This is a genomic window from Pseudomonas sp. XK-1 (assembly GCF_038069885.1).
GTDB lineage: Bacteria > Pseudomonadota > Gammaproteobacteria > Pseudomonadales > Pseudomonadaceae > Aquipseudomonas.
Window position 1 is genome coordinate 203,358 of record NZ_JBBPES010000008.1, and the last position, 20,838, is coordinate 224,195.

21 protein-coding genes are annotated in these 20,838 nt (G+C 61.6%); 13 read left to right on the forward strand and 8 right to left on the reverse strand.

What is annotated here, in order from left to right:
* Positions 1–18 precede the first annotated feature (18 nt).
* Together mexE and WMW70_RS20200 are read right to left on the reverse strand one after the other, a co-directional pair.
* The gene (gene mexE / locus WMW70_RS20195) at positions 19–1,257 is read right to left on the reverse strand and encodes a multidrug efflux RND transporter periplasmic adaptor subunit MexE (RefSeq protein ID WP_341439251.1); all 1,239 of its coding nucleotides are present in this window, start codon (positions 1,255–1,257) and stop codon (positions 19–21) included.
* Between the two features lie 152 nt (positions 1,258–1,409).
* Positions 1,410–2,324 carry a LysR family transcriptional regulator gene (locus WMW70_RS20200; RefSeq protein WP_341439252.1) on the reverse strand — a complete coding sequence of 305 codons (915 nt, stop codon included), beginning with the start codon at positions 2,322–2,324 and terminating at the stop codon, positions 1,410–1,412.
* Between the two features lie 249 nt (positions 2,325–2,573).
* On the opposite strand from WMW70_RS20200, the gene WMW70_RS20205 reads away from it, so the two are divergent.
* Positions 2,574–3,587 carry a zinc-dependent alcohol dehydrogenase family protein gene (locus WMW70_RS20205; protein WP_341439253.1) on the forward strand — a complete coding sequence of 338 codons (1,014 nt, stop codon included), beginning with the start codon at positions 2,574–2,576 and terminating at the stop codon, positions 3,585–3,587.
* A 118-nt stretch (positions 3,588–3,705) separates the two neighbouring features.
* On the opposite strand, the gene WMW70_RS20210 is transcribed toward WMW70_RS20205, so the two are convergent.
* On the reverse strand, positions 3,706–4,659 hold the full coding sequence (locus WMW70_RS20210) for a ribose-phosphate diphosphokinase (RefSeq protein ID WP_341439254.1): 954 nt from the start codon (positions 4,657–4,659) through the stop codon (positions 3,706–3,708).
* A 198-nt stretch (positions 4,660–4,857) separates the two neighbouring features.
* On the opposite strand from WMW70_RS20210, the gene WMW70_RS20215 reads away from it, so the two are divergent.
* A complete protein-coding gene (locus WMW70_RS20215) occupies positions 4,858–5,754 on the forward strand; it encodes a universal stress protein (RefSeq protein ID WP_341439255.1) in 897 nt (298 codons plus the stop codon).
* Positions 5,755–6,200: 446 nt separating this feature from the next.
* Here WMW70_RS20215 and ytfE read toward each other — a convergent pair whose 3' ends face one another.
* Positions 6,201–6,866, reverse strand: coding sequence for an iron-sulfur cluster repair protein YtfE (gene ytfE / locus WMW70_RS20220; RefSeq protein WP_341439256.1), 666 nt, complete (start codon positions 6,864–6,866; stop codon positions 6,201–6,203).
* Between the two features lie 148 nt (positions 6,867–7,014).
* On the opposite strand from ytfE, the gene norR reads away from it, so the two are divergent.
* From norR to ubiT, 7 genes are all read left to right on the forward strand, one after another.
* The gene (gene norR, locus WMW70_RS20225) at positions 7,015–8,544 is read left to right on the forward strand and encodes a nitric oxide reductase transcriptional regulator NorR (protein WP_341439257.1); all 1,530 of its coding nucleotides are present in this window, start codon (positions 7,015–7,017) and stop codon (positions 8,542–8,544) included.
* A 195-nt stretch (positions 8,545–8,739) separates the two neighbouring features.
* Positions 8,740–10,074 carry a coproporphyrinogen III oxidase gene (locus WMW70_RS20230; protein ID WP_341439258.1) on the forward strand — a complete coding sequence of 445 codons (1,335 nt, stop codon included), beginning with the start codon at positions 8,740–8,742 and terminating at the stop codon, positions 10,072–10,074.
* A 173-nt stretch (positions 10,075–10,247) separates the two neighbouring features.
* On the forward strand, positions 10,248–10,805 hold the full coding sequence (moaB, locus tag WMW70_RS20235; RefSeq protein WP_341439259.1) for a molybdenum cofactor biosynthesis protein B: 558 nt from the start codon (positions 10,248–10,250) through the stop codon (positions 10,803–10,805).
* Positions 10,802–12,034 (forward strand): molybdopterin molybdotransferase MoeA, encoded by a 1,233-nt coding sequence (locus WMW70_RS20240; protein ID WP_341439260.1) that lies wholly within the window; start codon positions 10,802–10,804, stop codon positions 12,032–12,034. The genes moaB and WMW70_RS20240 overlap by 4 nt, the downstream gene beginning before the upstream one ends.
* A 429-nt stretch (positions 12,035–12,463) precedes the next feature.
* Positions 12,464–13,459, forward strand: a complete 996-nt coding sequence (gene ubiU, locus WMW70_RS20245; RefSeq protein ID WP_341439261.1) for a ubiquinone anaerobic biosynthesis protein UbiU — start codon at positions 12,464–12,466, stop codon at positions 13,457–13,459.
* A 10-nt stretch (positions 13,460–13,469) separates the two neighbouring features.
* Positions 13,470–14,357 carry a U32 family peptidase gene (locus WMW70_RS20250; protein WP_341439262.1) on the forward strand — a complete coding sequence of 296 codons (888 nt, stop codon included), beginning with the start codon at positions 13,470–13,472 and terminating at the stop codon, positions 14,355–14,357.
* Positions 14,354–14,854, forward strand: a complete 501-nt coding sequence (gene ubiT / locus WMW70_RS20255; protein WP_341439263.1) for a ubiquinone anaerobic biosynthesis accessory factor UbiT — start codon at positions 14,354–14,356, stop codon at positions 14,852–14,854. The genes WMW70_RS20250 and ubiT overlap by 4 nt, the downstream gene beginning before the upstream one ends.
* A 104-nt stretch (positions 14,855–14,958) precedes the next feature.
* Here the strand turns inward: ubiT and WMW70_RS20260 are convergent, their stop codons facing one another.
* Complete coding sequence (locus tag WMW70_RS20260) at positions 14,959–15,636, reverse strand: Crp/Fnr family transcriptional regulator (RefSeq protein ID WP_341439264.1); 678 nt, start codon at positions 15,634–15,636, stop codon at positions 14,959–14,961.
* A 195-nt stretch (positions 15,637–15,831) separates the two neighbouring features.
* On the opposite strand from WMW70_RS20260, the gene can reads away from it, so the two are divergent.
* The 3 genes from can to WMW70_RS20275 all read left to right on the forward strand — a co-directional run bounded on the left by can (position 15,832) and on the right by WMW70_RS20275 (position 17,298).
* On the forward strand, positions 15,832–16,458 hold the full coding sequence (can, locus tag WMW70_RS20265) for a carbonate dehydratase (RefSeq protein WP_341439265.1): 627 nt from the start codon (positions 15,832–15,834) through the stop codon (positions 16,456–16,458).
* A gap of 277 nt (positions 16,459–16,735) precedes the next feature.
* Complete coding sequence (locus WMW70_RS20270) at positions 16,736–16,981, forward strand: type II toxin-antitoxin system CcdA family antitoxin (protein ID WP_341439266.1); 246 nt, start codon at positions 16,736–16,738, stop codon at positions 16,979–16,981.
* Positions 16,981–17,298, forward strand: coding sequence for a CcdB family protein (locus tag WMW70_RS20275; RefSeq protein ID WP_341439267.1), 318 nt, complete (start codon positions 16,981–16,983; stop codon positions 17,296–17,298). The genes WMW70_RS20270 and WMW70_RS20275 overlap by 1 nt, the downstream gene beginning before the upstream one ends.
* Before the next feature lie 749 nt (positions 17,299–18,047).
* Here the strand turns inward: WMW70_RS20275 and WMW70_RS20280 are convergent.
* The 3 genes from WMW70_RS20280 to WMW70_RS20290 all read right to left on the reverse strand — a co-directional run bounded on the left by WMW70_RS20280 (position 18,048) and on the right by WMW70_RS20290 (position 19,778).
* Positions 18,048–18,938 carry a DUF2971 domain-containing protein gene (locus tag WMW70_RS20280; RefSeq protein WP_341439268.1) on the reverse strand — a complete coding sequence of 297 codons (891 nt, stop codon included), beginning with the start codon at positions 18,936–18,938 and terminating at the stop codon, positions 18,048–18,050.
* A 97-nt stretch (positions 18,939–19,035) separates the two neighbouring features.
* Positions 19,036–19,392, reverse strand: a complete 357-nt coding sequence (locus tag WMW70_RS20285; protein ID WP_341439269.1) for a hypothetical protein — start codon at positions 19,390–19,392, stop codon at positions 19,036–19,038.
* A 125-nt stretch (positions 19,393–19,517) separates the two neighbouring features.
* Positions 19,518–19,778 carry a hypothetical protein gene (locus WMW70_RS20290; RefSeq protein ID WP_341439270.1) on the reverse strand — a complete coding sequence of 87 codons (261 nt, stop codon included), beginning with the start codon at positions 19,776–19,778 and terminating at the stop codon, positions 19,518–19,520.
* Between the two features lie 142 nt (positions 19,779–19,920).
* Here WMW70_RS20290 and WMW70_RS20295 point away from each other — a divergent pair.
* Positions 19,921–20,838, forward strand: a 918-nt coding sequence (locus WMW70_RS20295) for an IS110 family transposase (RefSeq protein ID WP_341439271.1), incomplete at its 3' end; no start/stop codon positions are given.

A 20,838-nucleotide genomic window follows, 5' to 3' on the forward strand; every position in this document is an offset into this window, starting at 1 on the left:
GCGCACCAAGGCGTCTTGTCAGCCTCGCGGCTTGCCATTGTTGAGGTCTTGTTTTGCGACCCGTGGTGCATCACGGTTCTCCACGGATTGGCGCAGGCGGGCCAGTTGGGCGAGGGTGGCCTCATCGGCCATGGGCACGCTTTGCGGATCCACCGTGGAGCCGGGGAAGGCGCGCTGCAGACCGTTGACCACGATCTTCTCGCCCTTGGAAAGGCCCTGACGCACGATGCGCAGGCCTTCCAGCTTCGGCCCCAGCTCGACGGCGCGGTACTGCACGGCGTTGTCCTTATCGAGTACCAGGACGAACTTCTTGCCCAGGTCCGTGCCGACTGCTTCGTCCTTGATCAGCGCGGCGGCGTACTGGCTGCTGCCAACCAGCTTGAGGCGAGCGTAGAGGCCCGGCGTGAAACGCCCGTCGGCGTTATCGAACACCGCACGGCCACGGATGGTGCCGGTTTGCGGGTTGACCTGGTTGTCGAGAAAATCCAGCTCGCCCAGATGCGGATGACCCTCTTCGCTGGACAGGCCCAGGTACACCGGGCTGGCATCGCGGGTCTTGCCACCGGCCTGGCGCGCCAGCTCGACATATTTGAGGAATACGCGCTCATCGGCATCGAAATAGGCGTAGACCTTGTCGGTGCTGACCAGGGTGGTCAGCAGGCTTTGCCCAGCGTTGACCAGGTTGCCTTCGGTGATTTCCGCACGGCTGACGCGGCCATCAATCGGCGCGGTAACCCGGGTAAAACTGAGGTTGAGGCGGGCGTTATCCAGTTCTGCCTGGATGCCGGCGACCGCGGCCTTGGCTTCTGCCGCAGCGCTGGCGCGGGCATCGGCCAGTTCGGCGGAGATGGCGTTGCTCTGGCGCAGACGCTCGCCGCGATTGGCTTCGCTTTGCGTGCGGGCCTGGCTGGCGCGGGCCTGTTGCAACTGGGCTTCGAGGCGTTTGACCTCGGCCTGGAATGGCCGTGGGTCGATCTGGAACAGCAGGTCGCCTTTCTTCACCAGGCGGCCTTCATCGAAGACTACCTGATCAATAAAGCCGGACACCCGTGGGCGAACTTCAACCGACTCTGGCGCTTCCAGGCGGCCGGTAAACTCGTCCCATTCGTTGATCGGTTGTTCGATAACTTCGGCCACGCTGACTTGTGCGGCCGGCATCTGTTGCGCGCTTTCCGGCGCTTTGCCGCAGGCGCTCAGTACCAGCACTGCGGCAAGAGCCAGGGGGAAATGCCAGAGGTTTTTAGAGGACTGTTCCATGTGTGCTTCCGCCAGAGGGTGTAGTGATGAGGCGGAGTCTGCTGCGGCGGGGCTTAGGCGACGAATCGAACGATTCGAAGATATCTATCACTCAGAATGATGGAAAGCAGGCTTGTATCGACAAAGCCGTATGTGAGCAAAGCGTCTGGGGCCTACAGGCTGTCCGGATCGCCGCAGAACATCTGGATGCGCGAGCGCAGCCAGCGTTCCGCCGGGTCGTTGTCCTGGGCACCGCGCCAGGCCATATGCAGCTCGAAGGTCTGCGCCGGAATAGGCAGTTCCTCGGCGCGTACGCCGCCGGCGGAGGTCAGGGCGGCGGCGGTGTAGTCCGGCACAGTGGCGAGAATATCGGTGCCGGAGAGCAGGGTGCCGAGGCCGTTGAACTGGGGCAGGGCGAGCACCACCCGGCGCTTGCGGCCGATTTTCTCCAGCTCGCTATCAATAAAACCACCGAGGTCGCCGGCAAAGGACACCAACGCATGGGGCCGCGCGCAGAAATCATCCAGGCTGAGGGGCCCGGGCGCACTATCGGCGCGCAGCAGTTTCGGCTTGCTGCGGCGCAGCACCTTGCGTTTGGCATTGGCCGGTAGTTCATCGGTATAGGCCACGCCCACGGATATCTCGCCAGAGGCCAGCAAGGACGGCATCAGCAGATAGTTGGTACGGCGAATCACCAGCACCACTCCCGGCGCTTCGGCGCGCAGGCGCTTGATCAGTGGTGGCAACAGGCCAAATTCGACGTCATCCGACAGACCGATGCGAAACACCGCATCGCTGGTGGCCGGGTGAAACTCGGCGGCGCGGCTGACCGCGGTGGAGATCGAATCCAGCGCCGGCGAGAGCAGGGCGGCGATCTCCGTGGCCCGCGCGGTGGGCTCCATGCTGCGCCCGGTGCGCACGAACAGCGGGTCGTCGAACAGGCTGCGCAGGCGGGCGAGGGCGGCGCTGATGGCCGGCTGGCCGAGAAAGAGTTTTTCCGCGGCGCGGGTCACACTGCGCTCGTGCATCAGCGTTTCGAAGACGATCAGCAGGTTGAGATCGACGCGGCGCAGGTCGTTACGGTTCATCCGGGGTCCATTCAGGCGAGGCGCTTCAGTGCAGGCGTATCAGGCTAATGCCGAATGCAGCTGGCAGGCAATACATGGATACGAATGATGCAGGGCGCGTGGATCATCACCGACAAGCATGGTGAATATCAGCCCCGCGCGGTGGTATTGCAGGCAAAGCCCGGATAAAGTCCGTGGCCATAAGCGGACGCCAAGAAAGTAGTACAGTGGTTTTGCGCGTACCCAAAGGGTCAACCGACGAGGTTTGCTATGTCCCGCATCATCCGTTTTCATCAGTTCGGCGAGGCCGACGTCCTTAAAATCGAAGAGCGTTCGACCCCCACGCCCGGCGCTGGCGAAGTGCTGATCGACGTGGAGGCCGTGGGTGTCAGCTGGTACGACGTGCTCTGGCGGCAGAACCTGGGCCATACCGCGGCGCAGTTGCCGGCGGGCCTGGGCCATGAACTGGCCGGCACGGTGCTGGCCGTCGGTGCCGGGGTCGATGACCTGAGCGTGGGTGACCGGGTTGCCAGCTTTCCCGGGCACAATGCCAACCGCTACCCGGCCTATGCCGAGCAGGTGGTGCTGCCACGCAGCTCCCTGACCCGCTACCCGGATAATCTGACCCCGCAACAGGCGAGCGTGCACTACGTGCCATCGCTGGTGGGTTGGCTTGGTTTTGTCGAACTGGCGAATCTGCAGCCCGGCGAGACCGTTCTGGTTACCGCCGCCAGCCGCTGTTGGGGCCCCTATATCGTGCAGATGGGCAAGGCCCTGGGTGCCCATGTAATCGCGGCCACGGCCTATGCCGAAGACAGCGATTTCCTCAAGCAACTGGGGGCCGACCAGATCATCCTCACCGAGGAGCAGGACCTGGTCAGCCGGGTCGGCAAACTCACCGATGGCCGTGGCGTCAATGTGGTGATGGACGCCCTTGGCGGGCCGCAGATGTGCCTGCTGGGCGATGCCCTGGCCCCGCGCGGGCGGTTGATCCTGTTCGATCTGCAGGGCGGTAATGAAACACCGTTCCCGGCCTGCGCCGCGTTCCAGAAGAACATCCAGTTCTTCGTCCACTGCATCGGCAACTTCACCGGCAAGGAAGAACTGGGCATTCCCCAGGACAAGGCCGCAGTGGCCAAGGCCCTGCAGGGCATCAACCAGCTGACCGCCGATGGCCTGCTGTTACCCCTGGTCGACAAGGTGTTCGCCTTTGACGAAGTGGTGGCGGCCCACCGCTATATGGAAACCTGCCCGAGCCGCGGCCGGGTGCTGTTGCAGGTCTAGAGCCGCCAGCGGTGGACAAAACTCCACCCTGCGAAGCACACCTCGTAGCCCGGATAAGCCTAGGCGCAATCCGGGATCGGCTTGCTGACCAGCAGCAATTCCCGGACTGCACGCGCGCCTAGCTGTATTCCTCCCTCAATAGCGCCGCCACCGCGGCGCTGGAATCGAGTATCTCCAGGCGCTGGGCGACCAACGCAGGGTCGAGGCGAAAGGGCGGAACCGTGTCGAATACCACCAGCCGCTGCAGCAGCGGGCTGTCGAGCAGGGCACTGCCGCCGGTGAACAGGCCGTGTACCGCTCCGGCCCAGATCTGCCTGGCTCCGGCAGCCTGACAGGCCTCGGCGGCGCGCAGCAGGGTGGTGCCGGTGCTGATCAGATCATCGACGATAATCGCCGTCTTGTTCCTTACCTCGCCGATCAGCAGTGAGTCCGTGACGCTTTCGTTGCGCCTGTGTTTGGCCATATAGGCGCTGGCCACCGGTCGGCCGATGCGTTGCTGCAAGGCCCGGCGAAACAGTTCGGCGCGCTTGATTCCACCGCTATCGGGGGATACCGCCACCACCTCGGCACCCGCCAGCCCGGCGGCGAAGTGTTCGGCGAACAGCTCCGCCCCCGACAGGTTGTGGCTGGGGATACGAAAGGCGTTGTCGAAGGCGGCCTCGCTGTGCACTTCCAGCGTCAGCAAGCGGTCCACTCCGCAGGCCTCGAACATGGCTGCCATATAGCGGGTGATGATCGGGTCCTGAAACTCAGTGCGGCGCTCCTTGCGCCCGTAGCACAGATAAGGGGCCACCACCTGCACCCGGCGCGCTCCGGCATCTTTCAATGCGCCGCAGAAGAACAGCAGGCGGCAGAGCTTGTCGTGACCGCTCTCTTCGGCGTCGCCATGCAGTGAATGGAACACCAGCACCTGACGGCCATTGACCGGCTGCAGGGGCCGGCTCTTGTGTTCGCCATCTTCGAACAGGCGTTCCTCGTGCTCGGCCAGCTGCCAGCCGAGCCGCTGCGCCACCCGCTGGGCATAGGCCTGGCTGCCGTGCAGGGCGAAGATCAGAGGTGTCTCGGTCGGCATGGCGCAGCTCCCAGGTTGGAGATATGCCTTGAGCATCGTCCTTTCCGCGGTGCAGTCAAGCCGCGTGGCGCGTCCTGCGGGCCCAGGCGGTGGAGTCTTGATATGCATCAAGACTCCACGCATCTGGCTGGCGCATTTTGTGTGTGTTGGATGCGCCGGCAGCCAGGCGCGGATTGATCAGCATCCCGGAGGTGCCCCATGAGTCAATATCAACGCCTGCTACTGATTGCCGACCCGCAGATGCGCCATTCGCCGGCGCTGCAACGCGCCGCCGCACTGGCGCAGAGCACCGGAGCGGCACTGCATATCCTGGCCCTGGTCGAACCCTTCGCAACGCTGCCTTTGCTGGACAAGAGCATCCAGGAACAGACCCGCGAAGATTACCTGCAGGAGCGCCGCGACTGGCTCAAGGACGAGGTCGCCCTATTGCAGAGCAAAGGCATTCAGGTGACCGCCGAGGCGCTCTGGACCCGCCAGCCGCTCAAGGAAATTCTCCTGCATGCCGCGGAGATGCCGGCCGACCTGTTGATCAAGGACCTGCAGCATGAACCTGCGCTCAAGCGCGCCTTCGTTACCCCGCTGGACTGGCACCTGCTGCGCGAGTGCCCGGTGCCTGTGCACCTGGTCAGCGCGGCGGCCAACCCGCTACCGCTCAAGGTCTGCGCGGCGGTCGACCCGGCGGCCCCGGAGGAGGAGCGCAACGAACTCAACAGCCGAATCATCGCCACGGCCAATGGCCTGGCCCTGCAGTGCAATGCCGAACTGCATCTGCTGCACGCCTACGACCTGTCGCCGGCCTTCCTTGCCGAGGCCGGCACCGCGACGGCGGTTTGCGTAGATATGCTCGACGAGCTGCGCCAGTCGCTGGCGGACGCCTTTGCCACGCTGGCGGAGCGTTATGGGGTGCCGGCCGAGCGCCGGCATTTCATCATGGGCCCACCCATTCGCACCCTGGCCGAGTTCGCCGCACGCGAGGGGCTCGATGTGCTGGTGATGGGCCGAGTGCAACGCAAGGGCCTGGACAAACTGCTGGGCAGTACCACCGAACATATGCTCTATCAGGTGCCATGCAGCGTGCTGGCGATAGCGCTTTGAGGGGGCAGGCAGGGTTCGGATTTGGGTCATCACGGTCGGCATGGTCGCTAGCCTGATGATCAGCCCCTCTCCCCAGGACTATCCAGCGTAAGCCGTGCCATGCGTAACAGGTCATTGCCAAGAAAAAGGCTCTGTACCTGTTATGCGTTGCAGCGCGCGGGCCAGCCCAGCAAGGATTCGTAGGGTGGGTTAGGCGCATGATCACGAGCTATCCGTCGACGCTTAATTCAGTTGCGCCGTAACCCTCCATCGGTGGCCAAGCTGAAGAGCGCTTGGTGGGTTACGTGGCGCACAGATCGCGCAGTTGCTTCGCCAACCTGGTTGCGCGCCACCCACCCTACAAAAGCTGCCTGCAACACATGATTGGTACAACCAAGAAAAAGACCCGGCCACGGATTGCAGGGGCTTTGCCTATGCCATAGCCACGACCAACAACGGCCAGGCGGCTAAGCCGGGTCGACGACGAACAGCACATTGTTTTCCAGGTGAATATGCTGCATCAGGTCGTCGTGCAGTTCATTCAGCCCGCGATACAGCGCGCGCCAGGTATTGCAGGCGTCTTCCGGTGGGGTGAGCCCGTGGGTGAGGGTTTCCATCTGTCTCAGTGCCTGGCCGTGGTGGTCGTGCTCGAAACGCATCATCGCAATGGGGGCGCTGGCCTGCCTGGCGTAACCGCCCAGGAGCATGGGAAAGAGAATCTGCTCCTCCTTGAGCATGTGGCTTTCCAGCTCCTGCTGCATGTCGCGCAACAGGTCGGCCAGGCCGTTCGGGCAATCGGCGCGGCTACCGTGAACCTGTTCGACCCGCAGGGCCAGGCGGATCAGTTCCGGCAGTTGCTCGCGGTGGCGGGCATGGTAGCGCTTGAGAATATGTTCGATCAGGTCCGCGCAGGGCTCGCTGCGCCAGTCCCGCTGCACAGCGCCCCTGGCCTGCAGGCTGTCGAGCTGGGCGGCGATTTCTTCGGGCTCGATGCCGCGCATGGCCGCCGCCTCGCGCAGGCTCTTGTGCCCGCCGCAGCAGAAGTCGAGATTGAAGGCGTGAAATACCCGGGTGGCACCGGCTATCTCGCAGGCCAGGTTGCCCAGGGGCTGGTCGAGAAGGGTCGAACTCATGGCGATTTCCTTGAATGGAGGACTCAAGGGTCAATGGCAACACCCGTGCCAGGATCAATCGCTTGAAAACCAAGGTATTTATTGTGCGCATGGTCGATAGAACCCTGATCTGTTAGGGTTCCATCGACCAATTAGGGTGATAAATACCATGATGGAAAGCAGCCTGCTCGCCGATCTGATCACCGAACTGCCCAATGCCGTGCGCCTGCAGCGGCTGGTGCATACCCTGCGCGAACACTTCAATTGTGGCGCGGTTGGGTTGTTGCGTCTGGATGGCGACAGCCTGCGCCCCCTGGCGGCCGTGGGCCTGGTGCATGAGGCGCTCGGTCGGCGTTTTGTGATCGCCCAGCACCCACGGCTGGCGGCGATCATGGCTTCCCGCGAGCCGACCTGGTTCGAGCCCGATAGCCGCCTGCCGGACCCCTATGACGGCCTGCTCGACGCCCATGTCGGCGAGCCCTTGCCCGTGCATGACTGCATGGGCGTGAGCCTGTACGTCGAGGGCCAGCAGTGGGGCGCGCTGACCCTCGATGCCCTGCATGCCGGCACCTTCGGCAGCAAGGCCCGGCGCGATCTGCAGCGCTACGTGCTGATGGTCGAGGCGGCTGTGCGGGTGACCCGCCTGGAACAGGAAAACCGCAGCCTGCGCCTGGCCCGCAGCGATGTGCAGACGGCCGCCCTGGTTACCGAGGAAAGCGAAATCCTCGGCCACAGCCAGGCTATCCGCCAGCTGCTGAGCGAGCTGGAAGTGGTCGCCGACTCGGAGTTGCCGGTGCTGTTGCTGGGCGAAACCGGGGTGGGCAAGGAGCTGTTTGCCCGTCACCTGCATCGTCTGTCACGGCGGCGCAACAAGCCGCTGATTCAGGTCAACTGCGCAGCGCTGCCCGAGTCCTTGGCCGAAAGCGAACTGTTCGGCCATGTCAAAGGGGCGTTCTCCGGTGCCAGCAGCGATCGTCCCGGGCGCTTCGATGCGGCCAATGGCGGCACCCTGCTGCTCGACGAGGTGGGCGAGTTGCCGCTCAGCGTGCAGGCCAAGCTGTTGCGCACCCTGCAGAATGGCGAGATCCAGCGCCTGGGCGCGGACAAGCCGCTGCATGTCGACGTGCGCATCATCGCCGCGACCAATCGCCACCTGCCGGACAGCATTCGCGACGGGCTCTTCCGCGCCGACCTCTATCATCGCCTGTCGGTTTACCCGGTGCCTATTCCGCCGTTACGCGAGCGCGGCGACGATGTGCTGATGCTGGCCGGGCACTTTCTCGAACTCAATCGCGCACGCCTGGGCTTGCGCAGCATGCGCCTGTCGCCCGCGGCAGAGCGCGCCGTGCTGGCCTATGCCTGGCCGGGCAATGTGCGCGAACTGGAGCATGTGATCAGTCGCGCGGCCCTCAAGCTGCTTAGCCGCGGTGCCAGCCGCACGCAGATTCTGACCCTGGAACCGGACCTGCTCGACCTCGACAACTGCGTTCACCTACCGCCTGCCAGCGCACCGTTGGAGCAGCAGGGCGCGTCTGTACCTGCCGCCTGTTCGATGCGCGAGGCGGTCGAAGCCTGTCAGCGCCAGAGCATCCTGCAAGCCCTGGAGCTATGCGCCGACAACTGGGCCAGCGCGGCGCGCCTGCTCGACCTCGACCCGAGCAACCTGCACAAACTGGCTCGGCGCCTGGGTTTGAAGTGACTGGCCCGGAGCCATCGCGATCAAGGCGCAGTGCCTCCCACGGCAAGCCTGTTGTCCTGCCGGGCTAAACCTCGGGATGACTTGAGCGAGCCCGCTTGCCAGCAGCCCATGGCTTTCTCCGCGGTTGATTCAGGTCAATGAGGTTTGCCGGCGATACCCCGACACTGAGGCTCGCGGTCATAGGGGGAAAGCCAGATGCGGAAAGCCATCAGTTGGGACAGCAAACTGCTCGGTCGTTACGCCCATGGCGATGTCAGCCATAGCTGCTATCCCGATCCCACCGCCTTTCATCGCGGCATAGGCTCGCTGGATCTGCTGCGCGCCCTGCGCAGCAGCCGGCAAGCTCAGCGCCCGTTGTCGCTGGCCGTGCAGTTGCCGTTTGGCCAGCATTCGCCGAGTACCTTCGCCGCCTATCTGGCGCGCCTGGAGCGGGAAGTCGAGATGATCGGCTGCCACCTGGGGCCGCAGCAGCGCGTCGAGCAGTTTCATCTGGCGGGCGGCAGCACGCCCAGCGCCGAGCAGCTGCACAGGTTGATCGCTCATCTGCGCCAACGCCTGCATTTTCTCGATTACGACGAGGGCGACTACGGCATCGATATCCAGCTGCCCCACTCGGATTGGGCGACCATGGGCCGGCTGCGCGAGCTGGGCTTCAACCACGTCAGTATCGGCGTGCCGGATATCGCCGCGGCCAGTGGCGCAGCCCTGGCCTGGCAGGACCCACGGCAAATCCGCTCGCTGATCGATGCCGCCCGTGCGCTCAACTACCGCTCGGTGAATATCGATATCGGCTACGGCCGGGCCTGGCAAACCCGGGCAAGTTTTGCGCGCAAGGTGGCGGCCATTATCGAACTGCAGCCGAACCGGGTGACGGTCTTCGACTATGCCGATCCACCGCAGCGCTATCGACCGCTTGGGCGCTTTGCCGCCAGTGGCCTGGCCGCCCGTGAGGACAAGCTGGCCATGCAGCGCCAATGCGTCGAACAGCTCAGCCTGGCGGGCTATCGCTATGTCGGCATGGGCCTATTCGCCCTGGCGGACGATGACCTGGTCATCGCCCAGGAAAACGCCAGTTTGCAGCGCAATTGCCAGGGCTTCAGTCAGCACGCGGGCTGCGACCATATCGGCCTGGGCGTCGCGGCCATCAGCCAGATCGACGGCCTCTACGTGCAGAACAGCCGCGATCTGCAGGGTTATCAGGCCCGGCTCGACAGCGACCAGCTGGCCACCTGGCGCGGCTTTCGCTGTGGCCCTGACGAGCGGCTGCGCGGCGAGGTGATCGAGCGCCTGATCTGTGACTTCGGCCTGGACATGCGGCGCATCGAGGCGCGTTTCGGGGTGGTGTTTCGTGCGTATTTCGCCGACATCTGGCCGGCTCTGGAGCAGATGCAGCGTGATGGCCTGATCCGCCTCGACGAGGCCGCTATCGCCATCCCCCCGGCCGGGCGTTTGCTGGTGCATTCGGTGTGCCGGTTGTTTGATCGCTACAGCGGTACTCCGCGTATGCAATCCGTTTCCCAGGCGGTTTAGCCGGCTGCGACCCTGGGTCGCAGTCGCTACAACCACCGCACAAAACCCCAGGCAATAAGGCGTTGAGGCCTGCGCAAGACGCTCTGCTCCCTGGGGCATACCTCCAACGAGGAATGGGCTGTAGCAAAGTACCGGTGCAGTCTGCGGCCAGACATTCTATGGAGACTTCCAGCATGGCTCATCTGTCCAGCACCGATTTCCAGGCATTACGCATCGCCGTCCTGACCGTCAGCGACACCCGCACGCTGGCCACCGATACCTCGGGGCAGACCCTGATCGAGGGGCTGGAGGCGGCCGGTCATGCGCTGGTCGAGCGGGCGCTGGTAATCGACGATATCTGGCAGATCCGCGCGCGGCTTTGTGCCTGGATCGCCGACCCGCTGGTGCAGGTGGTACTGATCACCGGCGGCACCGGTTTCACCGCGCGGGACAATACCCCGCAAGCCGTCGCGCCCTTGCTGGACAAGCAGGTCGATGGTTTCGGCGAACTGTTTCGCCAGGTCTCGCTGGCGGAGATCGGCACTTCCAGCCTGCAGTCGCGTGCTGTGGCCGGGATCAGCAATGGCGTGCTGATCTGCTGCCTGCCCGGTTCGCCCAACGCCTGCCGCACGGCCTGGGAGAAGATCCTGCGCGAGCAACTGGACAGCCGTACCGGCCCCTGCAACTTCGTCGCCCACCTCAAGCGCCTGGCCGATCAGCCACCAGCCGCGTTCTGTGGAGCCCGCTCATGAGCGCCTGCGGCTGCGCCGGGAGTAACCTGCGCCCAGTTGATCAGGCCATCGCCGAACTGCTGGCGCGGGCACCGGCACCGCCATCCGTGGAACGGGTCGCCCTGGGCCAGGCGCTCGGTCGGGTGCTGGCCGAGCCGCTGCAGGCACCTTTCGCGGTGCCGGCCTGGGACAACAGCGCAATGGACGGTTATGCCCTGCGCGCCGCCGATCTGCCGGCCGCCGGTGGTTGCCTGCCACTGGCCGGACGCATCGCCGCCGGTGATACGGCGGCGCAGGCGCTGCCCGCCGGCCATGCGGTGCGCATATTCACCGGTGCACCCTTGCCAGCGGGGGCCGACAGCGTGGTGATGCAGGAGCAATGCCGGCTCGATGAGGGCCGGGTTTGGCTGCCGCCGGTACAGGGCGGCGAGCATGTGCGTCGGCGTGGCGAGGAACTGGCTGCCGGCACTCAGGTGCTCAGCGCGGGGCAGCGCCTGCGCCCTCAGGAGCTGGGCCTGCTGGCCAGTTTCGGCGTCGACCGGGTGGCGGTCTATCGGCGCTTGCGCGTCGGTTTGCTCAGCAGCGGCAACGAGCTGCGCGAGCCGGGTGAGGCGCTGCAGCCCGGGCAAATCTACAACGCCAACCGCTATAGCCTGGCGGGCGTGCTGAGCAGCCTGGGCCTGGAGGTTCACGATTACGAGATCATGGCCGACGAACTGGCGGCCAGTCGCGATGCCCTGAGCCTGGCGGCCTCGGAATGGGACATGTTGATCACCTCCGGAGGCGTATCGGTCGGCGAGGAAGATCACCTCAAACAGGCGATTCGCGAACTGGGCGAGTTGCACCTGTGGCGTCTGGCGATCCAGCCGGGCAAGCCGCTGGCCTTCGGCGAAGTGGGCGGCAAACCCTGGATCGGCTTGCCGGGCAACCCGGCGGCGGCCCTGATCACCGCGCTGGTGGTGGCGCGGCCTTTTCTGCTGCGCGCCCAGGGCTGCCAGGACGTCGTGCCGCAGCCGCTGCGCCTGCCTGCCGGCTTCGCCTGGCGCAAAGCCAACGGCCGCCGCCAGTACCTGCGTGCGCGGCTGGAGCAGCAGGACGGTCAGCTGCGCGTATGCCTGCACCCGCAGCAGGGCTCGGCCATGCTCACCTCGGCCTGCTGGGCCGACGGCCTGGCGCTGGTCGAGATCGGCCAGACCCTGGAGGAGGGCGATCTGCTCGACTACCTGCCGTTTAGTGCGCTGCTGCATTGATTGGCCCGCTCTTATCAAACTGAAAATAGCCCATTGTTTTTATATTGAAATCTGTACGAGATCTTGTAGGAGCCAGTAACCGTAGGATGGTGTTGAGCGCAGCGATACCCATCGGGTGGTTTATGCCTTTACCCGTTAGCAGGGCGAGTATCGATGATGGGTTACGGCGCATTTGTTCGGCTGGCAGCAGGTCAATTTGCGAGCACCTGACCTACGCGGCCCGCCCCGTCCTACGGTCTCGATCCTTGAGTCCCCCAGTTTGCTGCGCGACAGCACGGCGTCTGGACGACGGGGGATCTCCTACAGGTATCCACACGCCGATAGCTGCGATGGCCACCTGGCGAGTCGGGGCTTGTTGACCGCGATCAAGGCCTAGCCCGCAGCCACCCCCTAAAGTGCCCGACAGTATTCCGCCCGGAAGGAGTTTTCATGCAACTGGTTTGCCCAGCAGGCAGCTTGCCTGCCCTCAAGGCCGCGGTTCGGCAGGGTGCCGACGCCGTCTATGTCGGTTTTCGCGATGACACCAATGCCCGCCATTTCTCCGGCTTGAACCTCGACGACAAGCAACTGGACAGCGGCCTGCAGCTGATCCGTGAGCAGGGCCGGCAGCTCTATATCGCGGTCAATACCTATGCCCAGCCCGACGGCTGGGCGCGCTGGCAGCGGGCGGTCGACCAGGCCGCGGCGCTGGGGGTGGATGCGCTGATCGCCGCCGATCCGGGGGTACTGGCCTATGCCAGCCGTCGCCACCCGGACCTCAACCTGCACCTGTCGGTGCAGGGCTCGGCCACCAATGCCGCCGCTCTAGCGCTCTATCAGCAGCGCTACGGCATCCGCCGCGCGGTGTTGCCACGGGTGCTGTCGCTGGCCCAGGTGCGTCAGGTGGCGGAGAAGAGTCCGGTGCCGATCGAGGTGTTCGCCTTCGGCAGCCTGTGCATCATGGCCGAGGGCCGTTGCCATCTGTCGTCCTACCTCACCGGCGAATCGCCCAACCTGTGTGGCGTCTGTTCGCCGGCCAAGGCGGTGCGCTGGCAGGAAGATGCCGAGGGGCTCAGCTCGCGCCTCAACGGCGTGCTGATCGACCGTTATGGCAAGGATGAGTCGGCCGGTTACCCGACCCTGTGCAAGGGCCGCTTTCTGGTCAATGGCAAGCGCTTCCATGCCCTGGAAGAGCCGACCAGCCTCAACACTCTCGATCTGATCCCGCAGCTCGCCGCCATCGGCGTGACGGCGGTGAAGATTGAGGGACGCCAGCGCAGCCCGGCCTATGTCGAGCAGGTCACCCGGGTCTGGCGCTCGGCGCTGGATGCCTACGCTCATGCGCCGCAGACCTATGCGGTACAGCCGCAGTGGCGCAGCGCACTGGACAGCCTGTCCGAGGGCAGCCAGACCACCCTGGGTGCCTACCACCGTTCCTGGCAATGAGGAGATCATCATGAAGCTCAGTCTGGGACCCGTCCTGTTCTACTGGAATCGCGAAAAACTGCTGGATTTCTATGCCGAAATGGCCGAGCAGCCCCTCGATGTCATCTACCTGGGCGAGACGGTGTGCTCCAAGCGCCGCGCCCTCGGCCTGGATGACTGGCTCGGCCTGGCCCGCGAGCTGGGCGAATGCACCCACGCCGAACTGGTGCTGTCGGGGCTGGCGCTGGTTGAGGCGGCGTCCGAACTGTCGAGCCTGAAGCGCCTGTGCGACAACGGCGAACTGCTGGTGGAGGCCAACGATATGGGCGCGGTGCAGTTGCTGCGCGAGCGCAAGCTGCCCTTCGTCGCCGGCCCCGCCCTCAACCTGTATAACGGCTATGCCCTGGCCGAGTTGATCGATTGCGGCCTGCAACGCTGGGTGCCGCCGGTCGAATGCTCCGGCGCGCTGATCCGCAACACCCTGGAGCAACTCGACAGCCTCGGCCTGGCGCGGCCGCAGGTGGAGCTGTTCGCCTACGGGCATCTACCCCTGGCCTATTCGGCGCGCTGCTTCACCGCCCGCGCGGAAAACCGGCCCAAGGACGACTGCCAGATCTGCTGCGAGAGTTTCCCTGAAGGTATCGTGCTGCACAGCCAGGAGGGCGAGCCCCTGTTTACCCTCAACGGCATCCAGACCATGTCGGCCAAGGTCAACAACCTGCTTGCCGACTATGCGCAACTGGCCGCAGCCGGTGCCGATCTGCTGCGCCTGAGCCCGCGCGCCGAGGGCATGGCCGGGGTCATTGCGGCCTTCGATACGGTGCGCTGCGGCGCGCTGCCACCTCTGGCGGTGGAAGGCTGCAACGGTTACTGGCACGGCCGCCCCGGCATGCTGCGCGGCGACGAGGTGGTGCTATGAAGACCTTTGCCCGCCTGGCCATGCGGGTCGCGCCGCCACTCTTGCCTCTGGGCCGCCATGTGCCGTTCTCGCTGCAGCGTCTGGTGCTGGAGAAGGTCATTGCCCGGCTGTTTGCCGAGCCCCTGGCGGAGGGTGAATTCGACCTGCTGCAGGGCCGCTGGCTGCGTCTGGAAATCAGCGATCTGCAGCTGGCCTGGTGCCTGACCCGCGACCAGAGCGGCCTGCGCATCGCCGCCGAGGCACCGGTGGATGTCTGCATCCGCGGCAACTGGCGCGAGTTCCTCCTGCTGGCCAGCCGTCAGGAGGACCCCGACACCCTGTTCTTCCGCCGCCGGCTGATGATCGAAGGCGACACCGACCTCGGCCTGGGCATCAAGAACCTGCTCGACAGCCTCGACCCCGACGGCTTGCCGCCGCGCCTATGGCAGTTGATCTGCGCACTGGGCGAGGCGGTTGCCATACCCGCGACGCAGGCCAAGGCCGAAGTGGTTACGTGAGCGACTACGCCTAACGTGTGATTGCGATGATGTGGCGAGCTTAAGACATTGATGGCTGAACGATGGACAGAGCCGCACTGCCCATCAGGGCTAGGCGGCTTCGCTTATTCGCAGTAGCTGGCCAGCCGCGGTGTGTTGATGATGCGGATATTGCGCCGCTCCATGGCGATCAGCCCGGCATCGATCAGCCGATGCAGAATGCGCGAGAAGGTTTCCGGCTGGATCCCCAGCTGCGAGGCGATCAGGCGTTTCGGCACGCTGAGCTTGATCTGACCATTACCGGCCTCCTGTTCCTGGCAGAGGTAGCGCACCACCCGGCGGCTGGCATTGGCCACGGCCAGGGTGTCGATTTCAGCCAGACGCTGGTCCAAGCGGGTACTGAAACTGGCCAGCAGTTTCAGGCAGATGCTCGGTTGGCCTTCCAGCAGGTGACGGTAATGGGCACCGTCGATGCTCACCAGGCAGCTGGGTTTCAGCGCACTGGCGGTGACCGGGTAGTGGCGGCTGTCGCAGAACAGCAGGGAGTCGGCAAAGATCTGCCCCGGCTGAATCACCTCGACCAGCTTTTCGTTACCTTCCGGCAACACGCGGGTCAGGATGATCTGTCCCTCCAGCAGCAGGTAGAAACGCTCCGCCAGATCGCCCTGATGGAACAGGACATCGAGGCTGTGCAAGCGTCGATGATTCGCCAGGTTGCCGACTTCCTGAAAAGCGCTGTCGGGTAGCCTGTCGAACAGCGGATGCTCGCGCAGGATGGCCAGGGTAGTAATGTCGCTCAGCATGGTTCACCTCAGTAGGCAGCATCTTAGGCGTGCCTGCCGGGCGGCAACATTCCTCCTCGGCACTACCTCTTTAGAGGCAGTGCGATAAAGAGGAGGCAGGCTGAGCGCTTCTTGACCGCCGACAATTCTGCCTCGGGCGGAGCATGGCTATCCTGCGCCATGCCCTTGCTGTCGCAGGGGAGATCGGGAGCCGCTATGGACGTAGAACAACTGTTGGCCAATAACCGCTTCTGGGCAGAGTCACTCAAGGCCCGCGAACCCGAGTTCTTTGCCCGCCTGGCCCGCCAGCAACGGCCGGAGTTCCTCTGGATCGGTTGTTCGGACAGCCGGGTACCGGCCAACGAGGTAGTTGGCCTGATGCCCGGCGAGCTGTTCGTGCACCGCAACGTGGCCAATATGGTGGTGGCCACCGATATGAATTTTCTCTCGGTGCTGCAATACGCGGTGGATGTGCTGCAGGTCAAACAGGTGATCGTCTGCGGCCACTACGGCTGCGGCGGCGTGCGCGCGGCCCTGGGCCATGAAGCGCTGGGGCTGATCGACAACTGGCTACGTGCGCTCAAGGCGCTCTATCACCAGAACCTGGAACGCTTTCGCGGCTTGGCAGCGGAAGAGCAGGTCAATCTGCTGTGCGAGCTAAACGTGCAGCGCCAGGTGCGCAACGTCTGCCACACCACCATCGTGCAGAACGCCTGGAAACGCGGCCAACCCCTGGCCGTGCACGGCTGGATCTACGGACTGACCGATGGCCTGGTCAACGACCTGGACGTGACAGTCAGCGGGGCTGATCAGCTCGACGACAGCTTTCTTTACGATCAGTGAATGGGCTCGGCAGCCGTCGTAAACGCCTGGTGCGCAAGGCCTAGGCGGCCCCGCACATCCTATGGAGCAAAAGCGCGATGCCCGTGGAGCCGGGTAGGGTGCGCCGTGCGCACCAGGGGGAGCCCGTAGGTTGAGTTAGCGGCGATTGTCATGGCTTAAGCAGCGACATCATTGCCAGCCGCCGAGGGAGAGTCCATATACAGTTGTTAGGCGCACCTTTGACCGCAAGCCTGTATGCGCATACCATCTGCGCATGAACACCCAGGAGGGAATGCCCATGCTTGCTGCCTACAACCCCAATGCCCCCAAACGAGCTGCCAACCTCAGCGTTAACGGTGACTTGCTCAATAAAGCCAAGGACTTGGATATTAACCTCTCCGCGACATTAGAGCAGGCTCTGGCTGAGGCCCTGAAGAAGAAACAGCGCGAACAATGGCTGGCCGAGAATCAGCAAGCCATCAATGCCTACAACGAACATGTGGAAGCTCAAGGCGTGTTCAGCGACGGCCTACGGAGCTTCTGATGCCTCAGTTCGCAGTACACAAGAACACAAACGCCGCCACAAAGGCTGCAGTGCCCTTCCTGCTTGATGTGCAAAGCGACCTGATTGCCGAGCTTGGCACGAGGGTTGTAGTACCTCTCTACACGGCTACCGCCATGAAAGGAAAAACGCTCAGAACCCTTACGCCAATGTTTGAAATTGATGACCAACAGTACGTGATGGTGACTCCGCAACTGGCCGGTATCGCTAAGAAACAACTCGGCACTCAAGTTGCCGACCTTTCAGCACAGCGTAATGAAATAATTGCTGCTCTTGATTTGCTGATCACCGGTATCTGATAGGTGAGTCTAACAAACTGGTACGGATCTGCTGGGCCGTGTGGTGTCACGAGCGGCGGTTCAATGGCAATTGGCAGAGCTCAAAGCCCGCCTGACGGCGGGGGTAATCAGGAAGGCGTGATGGTTTTCTTGTGGTTGTGGTGAGCAGCAGCACTGTCGAAACAGGCGAGTCCTGCAGCGGAATAAGGCCGATAACAATGATGATCTGTGTGATCGATTGAACGCTTGGCCCCCGCTGCGCGAACTACAGAATGGCCAGGGCGGTAGTGCCCACTACAGGCCGGATATACGAATGCAACCGCGCTGACGACAGATGCAAAAGCAAAGCCTTGCTCACTACTTGTGTGGAGAGTCCATATACAGTTGTTAGGGGCTAGTTTAGCCAAAGGATTGCAAAGGTTGCTATGAAGCAGATTGCAATAATAATGGATGTGACTAGCCAGATGCGGTTTGAGCGCTTCACGCATTTAATGCAGGCGCTACCATAATAGCCAAATTCGCTGCCAGTTACTTTGAGTCGCGCTGCCGGTTTACCCGCTAATGATGTGCCGCAACGAACACACTGCCAAGCATTTTGCCTGCGTTCTGCGCGGCGTCGAATTCCTGTGTCAATAACTATAAGTACAATTATTGCAATAAATATAAGAATTAAGGGTAGAGGGATGGACTGCATCGGTGACCCTAACGTTTGGTTAAGGGGCGGGCTTTAGCCCGTCCCAGTGAGCGAAGCGAGCGATTTGAACCAGTTGTTATATTTTTCTTGTGGCAAGGATATCCAGAAGCTCTTGGTGACCGCTTAATAGCTTTGATTCAATTATTAGCTCTGGATTAATTCCATATTTTTTGCATATTGCTATGGCGCTAGAGGAGAAAGGCTCGCCTGCATATGGAGATATGTATATCTGCTCAATTAGTTTATTGGTGCTAATTTTTACCGATTTTGCCGTTGGCTCAAATTCGTGCAGAGACTCATATTCGATGTCCGGGACAGTGAATAGCCTTATTTCGTTTTCATGACTAAATGAGGCGCGTTTTAAAAGAGGAGATAAGTGGCCGTCGGTAACGCAGTCTTTGGGAGTAATATTTTCATCATAAAAATCAAGATATTTTACGCGCCCTATGTGTACTAATAAATCTTGTTCAATGGATTCTATTGAGCTTTTGAGTGACGCTATACTGGTTTTTATGGCAAGTCCTTTGCCATTTTCTGAATATAGTTTCCACATAGCTTCAGATTCGGACAGGTTGTAATGCCAGCAGTTTACGGTTATGCCTTTAGTTGTTTTGTTGAATATTTCTTTAGATAGTTCTTTTTTTGCATCAAGTTTTATGCGAAATTGCTTAAGAAGCTCTTCGCCATTTGGGTTGTTTATTCCAGCGTTTCTTGAGTTTTCGGACATTATCTTAAGCTGTTCATGCATATGCTCAAGCTTATCGTCGGAAGCCCCTAAGAGGTTAGCCAAGGCTTCGAGCCCGACTTTAGGCATATAGCCTTCGAAAGGATCAGACTTTTCATAAAGTGAGAGTGGTGTGAAATAAAGTGATTCGGTTTCTAGTAGATTTACAAGTTTGTCCAGAGAAATATAACGCCATATAGGCATGTGGCCTGTAACACTTGATCCCATCTTTACTCTGGCCATCTCATGCACCCAATGACTTCGTGAAAAATATAACGTTTGGTTAAGGGGCGGGCTTTAGCCCGTCCCAGTGAGCGAAGCGAACGGTTTGAACCAGTTGTTATGCGCTTTTCCTGAGGGCTGTTGCTCGATTAATCCCCGCCCATACACTTATTAGAATTACAATTTGAAGGATAATTGTTGGAAAAAACATAACTGCGGCCAAGAAAAATGACTTGGTTTTTGTGAACAGCATTGATGTTAGTAGGTATGTTTGTATAGCCGGAGCGAGAAGGGATATAAGCATCAAGATGTCTACAAGCGGCGACTTGATGGTCTGCGATTTATCTGCATAGGAAAGAGCTACGCTGCATGGGATAAAAACAATGGATATTAATATGAATGCTATTTTTCTTCTATTCAGTTTGTTGAGGAAATCCAATTCTGGATTTATTGATTCTGTTGTTTTGGCATCCATTTTTTTGGTTCCTGATTTCCGAATTTACTTGAGGCGCATAACGTTTGGTTAAGGGGCGGGCTTTAGCCCGTCCCGAGTGAGCGAAGCGAACGGCTTGAACCTGTAGTTAGGTGAATTTGCACAATTTAAGTTCTACATAACACCGCTAAGTAGCCAAATACAAATGAGGAAACTGCTGTCAACCGGCACCAAAGAACTAGTGCAGATTCTGTTTTTGGAAGGCCACCTTCACCGTATGGGAACAGCAAAAACCAACCAGTTAATATGTTGTAGCCACCCCAAAAGCCTTTGTCTTCACGCTTTGTAAACGCAGCAATTTGCAAAATAACTGTTGTCATACCCGAGATGATGGCCGCGATGATGAGTAGGATTTGCAGAATTGCCACGACACTTACCTAACGATTAAGCTAAGGGGCGGCGGAACGCCGTCCCAGCGAACGAAGTGAGCGCTTTGAGTGCTGTAATGGACTCTCCCCGCGCCACAGTTCTATACCAAGAACAGTGGTGGCTGAAATTGGGAGTGTCGTGATGAAGCGAATAGCAGTTGATCTGGCCAAATCCGTTTACCAAGTTGCCGAGAGTGTCCGTTCTGGCCAGGTGGTGCAGCGCAAGCGGCTGAACCGAGAGGCGTTTAGGCGATATATACAGGAGCAAGCCGAGCCGGTCGAGTGGGTGATGGAGGCCTGTGGCACGGCCAACTACTGGGGGCGCGTAGCGCAATCCTTGGGGCATCGGGTGACGCTGATTCATGCGCGCTATGTGCGTCCCTATCGCCGGCGCAACAAGACCGACCGTAACGATTGTGATGCGATGCTGGAAGCGTCGCGCTGCAAGGATATTTATCCGGTGCCGGTGAAAACCCACGAGCAGCAGCTGCTGCAGCAACTGCACGGGCTGCGCGAGACCTGGAAGAAAAGCCGCACCCAGCGCATCAATCTGTTGCGCGGCATCCTGCGCGAGGCGGGTATCGAAGCCCCTGCTTCGACAGCCGCCTTCATACGTGCCGCCCACGAGTTGGTTGATCGAGCAGAACTGGCACCCTTGAGCCATCAGCTGCATATCGTCCTGGCGGAAATAAACCTGTACGAACAATGCATGGCCGAGTGCGAACAGCAGCTCAAGCGCTGGCACGCTGACGATGAAGTGGTGCGCAAACTCGATGAAGTCAGTGGTATTGGCCTGCTGACGGCCAGCGCCCTGACAGCGGCGGTCGGCAAACCTGAGCGCTTTGCCAGCGGCCGCCAGCTGAGCGCCTGGCTGGGCATGACCCCGAACGAATACAGCAGTGGCGAACGCCGACGGCTTGGGCGGATTAGCTGCAAGGGCAATATCTATGTGCGCACGCTATTTATCCACGGTTCGCGAGCGGCCTTGCTGGCGGCTCAGCGCTGCCAGGCACGCACGCCGGAGAAACTGACCCAGTTACAGCGCTGGGCCGTCGAGACA